At 62.9% G+C, this 12516-nt stretch carries 10 protein-coding genes and 1 tRNA gene; 6 read left to right on the forward strand and 5 right to left on the reverse strand.

The window, feature by feature from the left end:
* Nucleotides 1-8: 8 nt before the first annotated feature.
* Nucleotides 9-1829, reverse strand: a complete 1821-nt coding sequence (locus O148_RS0103535) for an ABC-F family ATP-binding cassette domain-containing protein (protein WP_026529808.1) — start codon at nucleotides 1827-1829, stop codon at nucleotides 9-11.
* Between the two features lie 90 nt (nucleotides 1830-1919).
* Here O148_RS0103535 and O148_RS0103540 point away from each other — a divergent pair.
* From O148_RS0103540 to pth, 5 genes are all read left to right on the forward strand, one after another.
* Nucleotides 1920-1992, forward strand: a tRNA-Gln gene (locus tag O148_RS0103540).
* Nucleotides 1993-2036: 44 nt separating this feature from the next.
* Nucleotides 2037-3542 carry a bifunctional UDP-N-acetylglucosamine diphosphorylase/glucosamine-1-phosphate N-acetyltransferase GlmU gene (glmU, locus tag O148_RS0103545; protein ID WP_051619787.1) on the forward strand — a complete coding sequence of 502 codons (1506 nt, stop codon included), beginning with the start codon at nucleotides 2037-2039 and terminating at the stop codon, nucleotides 3540-3542.
* Nucleotides 3539-4519 carry a ribose-phosphate diphosphokinase gene (locus tag O148_RS0103550; RefSeq protein WP_026529810.1) on the forward strand — a complete coding sequence of 327 codons (981 nt, stop codon included), beginning with the start codon at nucleotides 3539-3541 and terminating at the stop codon, nucleotides 4517-4519. The genes glmU and O148_RS0103550 overlap by 4 nt, the downstream gene beginning before the upstream one ends.
* Nucleotides 4520-4716: 197 nt before the next feature.
* Entirely contained in the window at nucleotides 4717-5376 is a 660-nt protein-coding gene (locus tag O148_RS0103555) for a 50S ribosomal protein L25/general stress protein Ctc (RefSeq protein ID WP_026529811.1), read from the forward strand.
* A gap of 12 nt (nucleotides 5377-5388) precedes the next feature.
* Nucleotides 5389-5964: an aminoacyl-tRNA hydrolase gene (gene pth / locus O148_RS0103560; RefSeq protein ID WP_026529812.1), complete on the forward strand. Its 576-nt coding sequence runs from the start codon at nucleotides 5389-5391 to the stop codon at nucleotides 5962-5964.
* 223 nt (nucleotides 5965-6187) lie between these two features.
* Here the strand turns inward: pth and nhaA are convergent, their stop codons facing one another.
* The 3 genes from nhaA to O148_RS0103575 form a co-directional block, all read right to left on the reverse strand.
* Nucleotides 6188-7549, reverse strand: a complete 1362-nt coding sequence (gene nhaA, locus O148_RS0103565) for a Na+/H+ antiporter NhaA (protein ID WP_051619788.1) — start codon at nucleotides 7547-7549, stop codon at nucleotides 6188-6190.
* Between the two features lie 79 nt (nucleotides 7550-7628).
* A complete protein-coding gene (locus O148_RS0103570) occupies nucleotides 7629-7853 on the reverse strand; it encodes an SCO4848 family membrane protein (protein ID WP_026529814.1) in 225 nt (74 codons plus the stop codon).
* On the reverse strand, nucleotides 7854-8357 hold the full coding sequence (locus tag O148_RS0103575; RefSeq protein ID WP_026529815.1) for a DUF2505 domain-containing protein: 504 nt from the start codon (nucleotides 8355-8357) through the stop codon (nucleotides 7854-7856).
* A gap of 199 nt (nucleotides 8358-8556) precedes the next feature.
* Between O148_RS0103575 and mfd the strand changes: the two genes are divergently transcribed.
* The gene (mfd, locus tag O148_RS0103580; RefSeq protein ID WP_035744720.1) at nucleotides 8557-12159 is read left to right on the forward strand and encodes a transcription-repair coupling factor; all 3603 of its coding nucleotides are present in this window, start codon (nucleotides 8557-8559) and stop codon (nucleotides 12157-12159) included.
* A gap of 63 nt (nucleotides 12160-12222) precedes the next feature.
* Here mfd and O148_RS14625 read toward each other — a convergent pair whose 3' ends face one another.
* Nucleotides 12223-12516, reverse strand: a complete 294-nt coding sequence (locus O148_RS14625; protein ID WP_035744722.1) for a hypothetical protein — start codon at nucleotides 12514-12516, stop codon at nucleotides 12223-12225.

A 12516-nucleotide genomic window follows, 5' to 3' on the forward strand; every position in this document is an offset into this window, starting at 1 on the left:
TGAGAGGGTCAGCCCTCGATTTGCTCTGCCAACTCCAGCCAGCGCATCTCGAGTTCTTCCGCCTCGGCCAGCGCGGCGTTCAGCTTCTCCTGCAACGCCGCCAGACCCTGGAAGTCGCTCTGATCGAAGGCCGCGAATTCGGCGTGCAACCCCTCAATCCTTGCGTTGACCTTTTCGAGGCGACGCTCCACCGCGCCCGTCTCCTTAGTAGCCGCCCGCAACTGGGCGCCGGACAGCTTCGGTGAGTCACCGCCGTCGTTCTTCCCGGGCGCATCGGAACCGGCGGCACCCCCGGACGCCGCGGCAACCAGCCCGCCACCCGCCTCCTGCTTGGAGCGCAAGTGCAAATACTCGTCCACGCCGCCGGGCAAGTGGCGCAAATGCCCGCCGAGGATCGCGTACTGCTGGTCGGTGACGCGCTCCAGCAGGTAACGGTCGTGAGAGACCACGATCAACGTCCCACCCCAGGTGTCCAGCAAATCCTCCATGGCTGCGAGCATGTCGGTGTCCAGGTCATTGGACGGCTCATCCAACACCAGCACGTTCGGCTCATCCAGCAGCACGAGCAACAACTGCAGGCGCCGCCGCTGCCCGCCGGACAGCTCCGCGACCCGCGTATTCAACTGCTCGCGGGTAAACCCGAGCCGCTCCAGCATCTGCCCGGGCGTGAACTCCTTACCCTCGGCCCTGTAGCTGGTGCGTTTGGATTCGATGACCTCCCGGACCCGGAGCCCCGCGATCTCATCTAACTCCCGCAACTCCTGCGAGAGCGTGGCCACCTGCACGGTCTTGCCGCGCCTGACACGCCCCGACGTTGGAGCCAGGCGCCCGGTAATCAGCCCGAGCAGCGTCGACTTCCCGGACCCATTTACCCCGAGAATCCCGGTGCGCTCACCGGGCGCCAACCGCCACGTCACGTCCTTTAAGACCGGCCGATCGGCAAAGGTCACCGAGGCGTCCAGAATGTCCACCACATCTTTGCCGAGCCGGGTGGTCGCCAAACGCGTCAGCTCCACCGTGTTGCGCACCGGCGGCTCCGACTCGATGAGCCGATTCGCCGCCTCGATCCGGAACTTCGGCTTGGACGTGCGCGCCGGAGCCCCGCGGCGCAACCAGGCGAGCTCCTTGCGCATCAAATTCTGTTCCTTCGCAAAGGTCGCGGCCGCCTGCCGATCCCGCTCGACCCGTTGCAACACATACGCGGCGTACCCGCCCTCAAACTCGTCCAGGGTGCCATCATGCACTTCCCACATGGCCGTGCACACCTCGTCGAGGAACCAGCGATCGTGCGTGACCACGAGCAGCGCCCCCTGATTCGCCGCCCACCGCCGCTTCAAATGCGCGGCCAACCAGGCGACGCCCTCCACATCCAAATGGTTCGTCGGTTCGTCCAGGGCCAGCACGTCCCAGTCGCCAATGAGCAGAGCGGCTAATGAAGCACGACGGCGTTGCCCGCCAGAGAGCGTGGCAACCGTGGCATTCGGGTCAATATCTTTCGCGAGCCCATCCAAAACCTCGCGGATGCGCGGGTTGGCGGCCCATTCGTGGTCATCGACATCGCCGACAAGGGCTTGCTTCACCGTGATCGCGGGGTCCAACTCGTCCTGCTGGGAAAGCATCCCGACGCGTGTGCCGCCGCGGCGCGTGACGCGGCCCGAATCCGGGGTCATCGCGCCGGTGAGCAACTTCATGAGCGTGGACTTGCCGTCCCCGTTCTTGCCGACAATGCCAATGCGGTCGCCCGCATCAACGCCGATGGTGAGGCCGTCAAAGAGGGTGCGGGTGGGAAAGTGCAGGGAAATATCGTGAGCGCCGATGAGATGAACCACCGGATAAGTTTATTTGAATGTGCATGTGAGCGCCGGGCATGGCAAACTAGATAGTCGTGTTAGCAAAGCTCCCGCGAGCAGCGCATACACTCCGCTCTGGTGTAATTGGCAGCACCCCAGCCTTTGGAGCTGTGGAGTTTAGGTTCGAGTCCTAAGGGCGGAACGCGCAAGTGAAGTGCATGAGGTTCCATCCCAGCAGGAGAGAGCGTGAGCCAAGGGGCAACCAACCCGGAGAAGACCGAATCCGAATCCGGCCGGCCCAGAGCGGTCATCCTCCTCGCCGCAGGAGCCGGGACCCGGATGAAATCCAAAACCCCCAAGATTTTGCACCGCATCGGCGGCAACACCATGGTGGGGCATGCGCTGGCCGCAGCCCGCACCCTCAACCCGCAAACGTTAGCCGCCGTCGTTCGCTTCGAACGCGACCTGGTGGCGTCCCACATCTCTGAACTCGACCCCGAAGCGCTCATTGTGGACCAGGACGAGGTTCCCGGCACCGGGCGCGCCGTCGAGGTGGGACTGGATGCGCTCGGGCCGGATGTCACCGGCACCATTGTGGTCACCCAGGGCGATGTGCCCTTGGTCAGCCCGGATCTGCTCCGCCAACTCGTGGCCCAACACGAAAAGGGCGGCAACGCCGTCACCGCCGTCACCACCGTTCTGGACGATGCCGGCATGTACGGCCGCATCCTTCGCGACGAGAACGGGATGGTCAAGGGCATTCGCGAATTCAAGGACGCCAGCGACGCCGAGCGCGAGATCACAGAAATTAACGCCGCGATCTACGCCTTCGACGCTGCAACGTTGCGCGAGGCGCTCACCGAAGTCACCCTGGCCAACGCGCAGGGCGAAAAATATCTGACCGACGTGCTGGCCCTTGCTTATGAAAAGGGTGGGCGCGTCGAGGCGCTTGTCTGCGAGGACAACTGGCAGGTCGAGGGCGCGAATGACCGCGTCCAACTGGCGGACCTCGCCCGCGAACACAACCGCCGCACCCTCGAGCGCGCCATGCGCAACGGCGTCACCGTCCTGGACCCGGCAAGCACCTGGGTTGACGAAACCGTCACCTTCGACCGCGACGTCACGCTCCTGCCCGGCACCCACTTGCACGGGGCCACCCACATTGGCGAGGACGCCGTGATCGGGCCGGACACGACCATTAAGGACAGCCAGATTGGCGAAGCGGCCCAGGTTCGCCGCTCGGAAGTGTATGGTTCGCGCATTAGTGCGGGAGTCGCCGTCGGACCTTATGCCTACCTGCGCCCGGGTACCGAGCTAGGCGAGGGCGCAAAGATCGGCACCTTCGTGGAAACCAAAAATTCCAGCATTGGCGCCGGAACCAAGGTGCCGCACCTGAGCTATGTCGGGGACGCGACGATTGGCGAACAGTCCAATATTGGCGCGGCGAGCGTGTTTGTGAATTACGACGGCGTTAACAAGTCCCGCACGCACGTGGGCTCCCACGTGCGCATGGGAAGCGACAATATGTATGTTGCCCCGGTCACCATTGGCGACGGCGCCTACTCGGGCGCCGGGACCGTGATTCGCAAGGACGTGCCCGCGGGCGCGCTCGCGATCAACGTGGCCCCGCAACGCAATATTGAGGGTTGGGTTTTGGAAAAACGCGCCGGGACCGCGGCGGCAGAGGCGGCCGAGTCAGCTCAGTCCGCGCGGGCGGCTGATGCTACTGCCAGTGAGGGAGAAAAGGCATGAATGAGATCACCGCACACGGTGAAAAGAAGCTAGTTCTCGCCGCTGGTCGGGCGCACCCGGAGCTGGCCACCGAGATTGCCGAGGCGCTGGGCAGCGACCTGCTGCCGATGAACATTTACGATTTCGCCAACGGCGAGATCTACGTGCGCTCGGCCGAGAGCGTGCGAGGCACCGACGCCTTTGTGCTCCAAGCGCACCCGTGGCCGACCAATAACTGGCTTATGGAACAGCTCATCATGATCGATTCGCTCAAACGAGCCTCGGCCAAGCGCATCACCGTGGTGTCCCCGTTCTACCCCTACGCCCGCCAAGACAAGAAGGGCCGCGGACGCGAACCGATTTCGGCGCGACTGGTCGCGGACCTGTATAAGACCGCCGGCGCGGACCGCATCATGAGCGTGGATCTGCACACAGATCAGATTCAAGGCTTCTTCGACGGGCCGGTGGACCACCTGATGGCTACCCCGCTCCTGGCCGATTACATTCGCTCCCGCGTGGACGTTTCCGAGATCACCGTCGTGTCCCCGGACACCGGCCGCGTGCGTGTGGCCGAGCGCTGGGCGGATCGTCTGGGCGGGGCGCCCATTGCTTTTGTGCACAAGTCCCGGGACCTGACCAAACCGAACCAGGCGGTGTCCAAGGCGGTAGTGGGGCAGGTGGAAGGCCGCACCTGTGTGCTCATCGACGACATGATCGACACCGGCGGGACCATTGCCGGTGCGGTGCAGATTTTGAAGGACGCGGGCGCCAAGGACGTCATCATTGCTGCCACGCACGCGATCTTCTCCGATCCGGCCGCCCGCCGTTTGGCCGAGTGCGGCGCCCGTGAAGTGGTCGTCACCAATACCTTGCCGATCCCGGCGGACAAGCGGTTCTCGAATCTGACCGTGCTCTCGATCGCACCGCTGATCGCGCGGGCGATCCGTGCCGTCTTTGATGACGGCTCAGTCACGAGCCTCTTTGACGGGGACGTTTAGCCCCTGCGCGGTGCCGCCTGCTAGAGTAGAGGTTGCCTAGGCGAGGAAGCGCGCGTATTTTGCGCTTCGTTATCGACGAAGGATTTGTGGTTTTGCCCGGCCTGTTTATTGCGCTGTGAAGCGCGGGCGCGTGGCAGTGACTCCTATTCGTGTTGACATCTTGCACTGGCTCACCGATGGATAAAAGGAGAAAAACCATGGCAGACAAGGTTGTGCTTGTTTCCACCACCCGTACCGAATTCGGCAAGGGCCCCGCGCGCCGCGATCGCGCCGCCGGACTTATTCCCGCAGTCATTTACGGCCACGGCGCCGAGCCGTTGCACGTGAACCTCCCGGGTCACGAAGCAATGATTGCTCTCCGCGTGCAGAACGCGTTGATCACCATTGACCTGGACGGCGAAGAGCACCTGGCCCTGGCCAAGGATGTTCAGCGCGACCCGGTTCGCCAGATCATTGAGCACGTGGACCTGCTGACCGTTCGCCGCGGCGAAAAGGTTGAGGTTGACGTTGCGATCGTTCTGGAAGGCGAGGTTGATCCTTCGGCTGCCATGAACCTCGATTCCCCGACCGTCACCATCGAGGCCGAGGCGACGCACCTGCCCGAGGGTATCACCGTGGACATCGAAGGCCGCCAGATCGGCGAGCACGTCTACGCTTCCGATCTGGTTTTGCCGCGCGGTGTTGAACTGTTGACGGACCCGGAGACCCTGATTGTGAACATCTCCGCTCCGGTTGAGCAGGATCTCGGCGAAGAGCCTGAGGCCGAAGAAGGCGCCGAAGGCGAAGAGGGTGCTGAGGGCGCCGAAGAGGGTGCCGAGGGCGAAGAGTCCTCCGAGGAATCCTCCGACGAGAACTAATCTCACCCACTCATGAGTGAAACCTGGTTGGTAGTCGGGCTTGGGAATCCCGGGCCCGACTTCCACCACACCCGGCACAATGCCGGCCAAATGGTTCTCGACATTTTGGCCGAGCGAATGGGGGCACGGTTTAGCCCCAACACCCGCGCACGCGCGGCCGTTGCCGCCGGACGGCTTTCTCCCGGCGGCCCTAAGGTGATCCTGGCCAAGCCGCTCACCTATATGAACCTTTCCGGCGGCCCCACCAAGGCGCTCGCCGCATACTTCTCCATCCCGCTGGATCACATTGTGGTGGTCCATGACGAGGTAGATATCCCCTTCGATACGCTCAAACTCAAGCGTGGCGGGGGAGAGGGCGGACACAACGGCCTGCGCGACATCTCCAAGGCGATGGGCAGCAAAGATTATCTGCGAGTCCGCGTCGGCGTGGGACGCCCGCCCGGGCAACAGGACACCGCCGATTATGTGCTGCGCCCCTTTTCTAAGGCCGAATCCAAGGACCTTCCGCTGCACCTGGATCGCGCCGCGGACGCCGTTGAAGAGCTCATTACACACGGTCTCGCGCTCACGCAAACCAAATTCCACTGACCCGGTCGGTGTGGCGTGGGCGACAAAAGGCGCCAAAACGATACTAATTCGTCTACACTGTTAGTTAGGGTACCTAAGCCCCCAAATTGGGTGCCCGCTGGGGGTCGACGCGGGGTGCCGTTATGGCCCACCCATGTTTTTCGGAGTGGATGCCACGGCAATCCCCCATTCCCGCGTCGGCCCTCTTTTCTATGCCTTCGCTGCCTGGCTCGGGTGCGCCCGCTCAGTCATCGTTTTGTTCAAACTTGTCCGGAATGCCGTCCTGGTTTGCATCAACTTTTTCGGATTCCTCCACCAACCGGTAGTGCCGGTTGCGTGTCCGCAGCACGATCGTGGCCAAGAGCGCGGCGAGAAGCGAGCCCACGAGAATCGCGACCTTCGCGTGATCGTCATGCGGGGATCCGGACCCGTAACTGAGATCGGATACGAGCAGTGACACGGTAAACCCGATCCCGGCGAGCAAGGAGAGCCCGAGCACATCAACCCAGGCGAGGTCCTCATCCAGGTTCGCGCGGGTTGTCTTGGTCACCAGCCAGGTGGCGCCAAAGACGCCAATGAGCTTGCCGAGCACGAGGCCGAGCACAATACCGATCGTGACCCGGTCACCCAGCGCGCTCTGGAAACCTTCCCAGCCGCCCAAGGCCACCCCAGCGGAGAAGAACGCGAAGACGGGTACCGCGAATCCGGCAGAGAGCGGACGGAGCCGGTGTTCCAGCATTTCGGCCAACCCGGGCCCTGCTTCCGGTCCGCCGTTCGCTTCAGAGCGCAACACCGGAACAGTGAAGGCCAATAGAACGCCCGCAACCGTGGCGTGCACGCCGGATTCGTGAATGAAGACCCAGGCAATGAGCGCGAGCGGCACCAGGAGGTACCACTTCACGATGCGTTTTTGCACGAGGAGGCCAAACAGGAAAATTGGGAGCACCGCCAGGAGCAGATACTGGGGCTTGAGGTCGGTGGTGTAGAAAAGCGCAATGATCGTGATAGCGATCAAGTCATCGACGATTGCCAGGGTCAATAAGAAGGTTCTGAGCGCCGAGGGCAAGTGCGAGCCAATGACGGCAAGCACCGCCAACGCGAAGGCAATGTCTGTGGCGGTGGGGATGGCCCAGCCGCGGACGGTGTTATCCGAGGTGCCGAGATTGGTCAGGAAAAAGATGAGGGCCGGAACCATAACGCCGCCAAATGCCGCGGCCACGGGGACGATCGCGCGGGACGGCTTCCTCAGGTCCCCGGCCACGAACTCGCGTTTGAGCTCTAACCCGGCCAGGAAGAAGAACAGTGCCAGCAGGAGGTCGGAAGCCCACGCCCCAATCGACAGCTCTAATTTGAGTTCGGAGCCGAAAAAGGGCACGTAGCCGCCGAGCTTGAAGTCACGGATGCTGAAATAGGAATCCGCAAACGGCGAATTTGACCACACCACCGCAATCACGGTGGCAATGAGAAGCAGTGCGCCGCCAACGGTCTCCAGACGGAGAATCTCGGCAATACGCAGCGACTCGCCGTAGCTGGAGCGGCCCAGTACCGATCGCTTTTTGGGTGGCGGATTGAGCTGTGGGCTAACGGGGTTCTGTGAATCGTTCATGATTCTCCTCGCTGGTTGTATTTTTCACATGCCAGTTCCCTGACATCGCCGACCAGACTTCCCGGCACACCGCTAAAAACTATGACGAGCCGAGCGTGCGAATGCCGATCACTAATGTCGCCACACCCAGGATAAGAGACGTGGACACGAGCATCGCATGCACCCAGAAAAACTTGGTGTAGGCGCCGTTGTCATCTTTGGCCCGGGGGTCCTTCATGACGCGTCGGAAAAACGCCGGCCACACGATGAGGTTCCAGGCTCCGGCCAGCACGAGCACCAGCGCGAGTACGAGCGGCAACTGCATTTACTTGCTCTCCTTAGCGAGCCATTTGCTCGCCTGCTCGGCCTGAATGTTGAGCGCCTTGGACACCATCGGCTCGGCGGCCTTGGCGATTTTCGGGCCCAAGAGCGGAACCGAGGACTTTACTTCGCCTTCGACCTGCACACGCGTCGCGCCCTCTTCGGGAACGAGCACTTCGCGGGCGGAAGCCGATACCGGCACACCTGATACCGAGATCTCAATCTCCGCGGTGCGCGAGCCGAGCGCATCGGGGGCGCTCCAGCGCTCCACCTGGGTGACATTCAGTGTCTCGCCAACGACTTTGCGCGCAATATCGGGCAAACGGTTGGTCGGGATGGATCGCACCAGTTCTACGGTGCATGCGCCCTGAGGATCGCCGGAGAGTTCGAACTTCTGAAGCGAGCCCCCAACCAGCTCCGCCGTGTGTTCCTGGAACGCCTTGTCCACGAGCGTTTCAAAAACCTGCTGGGTCGGGTACGTGACAAGGGTGGACGCGGACATGGCCATAGAGCACTCCAATGGGATAGGGGTTTCCCATCCATCCTAGGTGAGCCGCGCGCCCATTTCACCTTTGCCGTAACACCCCGCCCCTCTCACGGTACGTTTTGGGACGCAGACGCGTAAAGTATTAAAAGTTCGACCCGGGGTCTCAAAAAGACTTCGGGATGTTTGCGTTGCACGCGCGGTATGTGTGAGGGAGTTTGTCGTGTCATTGAATGGGTTGCGTACCGCGCTAGCCGAGGATCAGCCGCTCGCCCGGGTGCGGCGTCTCGCTGGGTCCATCGGGGCCTCCTCTGGTGCGGCCGCGAGCAGTGACGAATCGGAACTGGCGGTCAGCGCTCCTGCCGGTCTGCAGCCTCTCCTCGCCGCCGAGATCGCGGACGCATTAAGCGAGGGCGGCAGCGGCCAGGACCGCGAGCGTACCCCGATACTTTTGGCTGTTACCGCTACCGAACGCGAGGCGGAGGATCTGGCGGCGGCGTTGGAAAGCTATCTGGAGCCGCAAGACATCGAGCTGTTTCCGAACTGGGAGACGCTCCCGCACGAGCGGCTTTCACCGCGTTCGGACACCGTGGGACGCCGGCTCAGCGTGCTGCGGCGGCTCAAGCACGGCAGCCCGCCACGGGTGGTGATCGCGACCATTCGAGCCGTGCTCCAACCCATTGCGGCCTCTCTCGCCGATCTTGCCCCGGTCAGGTTGCGCGCCGGAGAATCCGTGCCCTTTGAGGAGGTCGTCAAAGCGCTCGCCGATGCCGCCTATGCCCGGGTCGACATGGTCACGCACCGGGGCGAGTTCGCGGTGCGCGGCGGCATTTTGGATGTGTTCCCGGCCACCGAAGATCACCCTATCCGCGTCGACTTCTTCGGAGACGAGGTGGAGAGCCTGCGCTATTTCGCCGTTGCGGACCAGCGCACCATTGAAGGCAAGGACGCTCCCGAGGTGCTGGACGCTTCGCCAAGCCGAGAACTCTTGATCACCCCGCAGGTCATGTCCCGGGCGGCGCAACTAGCAAAGACGATGCCCGCTGCCGAAGATATGCTCCAAAAGATTGCCGGTGGAATCGCGGTGGAAGGCATGGAATCGCTGACGCCGCTCTTGGTCGACACCATGGTGCCGCTGGTGGCGGAGTTTCCCGCTTCCAGCATTGTCCTGTTGGTCGAACCGGAAAAGGTGCGCCGCCGCGCCCATGACTTGGTGGCCACCAATGAGGAATTCTTGGAAGCGGCCTGGGCAAATGCCAGCGAAGGCGGAAACGCCCCGCTGGAGGCGGCCAGCTTCGCAAGCCTCGCCGACACCCGCGAGCACGTCAAAGAGCACGGACTGGCCTGGTGGCAACTGACAACGCTCGCCCAAGACGAAGAGCTTGCCACCGACATTGACACGATTGCGATCGACGCCCGTGAACCGCGCGGCTACCAGGGCGATGTCGCCGAAATGATGGAGTTCATCGGCTCCCGGGTCCGGGACGGCTGGCGCGTCACGGTGTGCACCGAAGGACCCGGCCCTGCCGGTCGTCTCGCGGACCTCTTCCACGACGCGGACATTCCGGCGCACCGGATCGAGACCCTGGACTCGCCACCGGACCCCGGCATTGTCGAGATCACGACCGCGCAAGCGGGCCACGGCTTCGTGTTCGACTCGCTCAAACTCGGCCTCTTGACCGAGGCCGACCTGCTCGGCCGATCCAGCGCCGCCGGGACCCGGGACATGCGCAAGCTCCCCAGCCGACGCCGCAACGCGGTAGACCCGCTCACCCTGAAAAACGGCGACTTCATTGTCCACGAGCAGCACGGCATCGGTAAGTTTATTGAATTGGTGCAACGCCGGATTGCCGGAGCCCGCGGCGCCGACGCGAGCCGCGAGTACCTGGTCATTGAATATGCGCCCGCAAAACGCGGCGGACCCGGCGACCGGCTTTTTGTCCCCACAGACCAGCTCGATCAGATCACCCGGTATGTGGGCGGCGACGTTCCGGCACTCTCCAAAATGGGCGGGAGCGACTGGGCCGCCACCAAGAGCAAGGCCCGGCGCGCGGTCAAGGAGATCGCAGGCGAGCTCATCCGTCTGTACTCGGCACGCATGGCGAGCAAAGGATACGCCTTTGGGCCGGACACCCCGTGGCAACGCGAACTGGAACAAGCCTTCCCGTACATTGAGACCCCGGACCAATTGACCACCATTAACGAGGTCAAGGCGGACATGGAAAAGGAAGTGCCCATGGACCGCCTCATTTCCGGCGACGTCGGTTACGGCAAGACCGAAATTGCGGTGCGCGCCGCGTTCAAGGCCGTCCAGGATGGGAAACAGGTTGCCGTCCTGGTGCCCACCACACTCCTGGCGCAACAGCACTTTGAAACGTTCTCGGAACGCTTCTCCGGGTTCCCGATCCGTATCCGCGCGCTCTCCCGCTTCCAATCCGCTAAGGAAGCGAAGGACACCCTGGAGGGCTTAGCAAACGGTAGCGTGGACGTTGTCATCGGGACGCACCGGCTGCTGAGCAAGGAAGTGCGGTTCAAAGACCTGGGGCTCGTCATTGTCGATGAGGAGCAGCGCTTCGGTGTGGAGCACAAGGAAGCGCTCAAAAAGATGCGCACCAACGTCGATGTGCTGGCCATGAGCGCCACGCCCATCCCGCGCACACTGGAAATGAGCCTGACCGGTATTCGGGAAACCTCCACGCTGGCCACCCCGCCCGAGGAACGACACCCCGTACTGACCTACGTTGGCGCGTATTCGGACAAGCAAGTGAGCGCCGCGATCAGGCGAGAACTCATGCGCGAGGGGCAGGTCTTTTTCGTACACAACCGCGTGTCCTCGATTGAACGCACCGCCGCCCACATCGCCCAGCTCGTTCCCGAGGCCCGCATCGCAGTGGCGCACGGGCAAATGAGCGAGTCCCGTCTAGAACAGATCATCGTGGACTTTTGGGAGAAACGATTCGACGTGTTGGTGTGCACCACCATCATTGAAACGGGTCTGGACATCTCCAACGCCAACACGCTGATCGTGGACCGCGCGGATCAGTACGGCCTGTCCCAGTTGCACCAGTTGCGCGGTCGAGTTGGCCGCGGACGTGAGCGGGCGTACGCCTATTTCCTCTACCCCGCCGAGAAGCCGCTCGGCGAGGTTGCCTTGGAGCGGCTCAAGGCCGTCGCCGCCCACAACGAACTCGGCGCGGGCATGCAACTGGCGATGAAGGACTTGGAAATTCGCGGTGCGGGGAATCTGCTCGGCGGCGAGCAATCCGGGCACATCGCCGGGGTCGGTTTCGATCTGTATATCCGCATGGTCGGGGAAGCAGTGGCTAACTTCCGGGGCGATAAGGAAGAAGAAGCGGCGGCCATCAGCATCGAGCTTCCGGTCAACGCGCACCTGCCGCATGACTATGTTCCGGGGGAGCGGCTGCGGTTGGAGGCCTACCGCAAACTCTCCGCCGCGACGACACCGGAAGCCATTGACGATGTTGCCGCCGAACTCACCGATCGTTACGGCGAGTTGGTGCCGGCGGCGAAAAACCTCATCGAGGTGGCAAGGTTCCGGCTGCGTGCCCGCGACGCCGGGCTGACCGATGTGGCAAGCCAAGGGAACTTCATCAAGTTCGCTCCGGCTCAGCTTCCGGAATCGCGGCGCATGCGCCTGTCGCGAATGTATCCGGGGTCCTCCTACAAGGAGGCGATGAATGCGGTGCTGATCCCGAAGCCCAAAACCGCCCGAATCGGCGGCCGCGACCTGCAGGACGAAGAAATCCTGGAGTGGGCCGATCAGGTCCTGAGCGCGATCTTCGCCCCCGAACCCTCAACTATGTAGCGCGACACGCCGAGGGAAAGCGCGTTTCCTCGGCGTGTCGCGCTACACAGACGGGAGGGGTTATTAGTGGGAGGCGGGGATGCCTTCCGGACGGGCGGCCTCCGCAGCGAGTGCACCCTTTTGCACGTCGGGATCCTCGGTACCACCGGTGTCGGAGCGGCCCAAGATGGTTTGCGGGATCCAAAACGCAAGGAACGCCAGGCCAAGGCACACCGCGAACGGCCAGATCACGGTGAAGTTGGCAAAGGAGAGAACCCAAATTGCGGCAAGGAACATGGCAAAAATAATGATGAAGGTGATGGCGTTTTCGGCGCCGCGTCCCTCACCGGCGTGCCTGCGTTGTTGATTGTGAGCCAT

Origin of the sequence: Haematomicrobium sanguinis DSM 21259, from assembly GCF_000688395.1 — a bacterium.
GTDB classification, from domain to species: Bacteria; Actinomycetota; Actinomycetes; order Actinomycetales; family Micrococcaceae; genus Haematomicrobium; species Haematomicrobium sanguinis.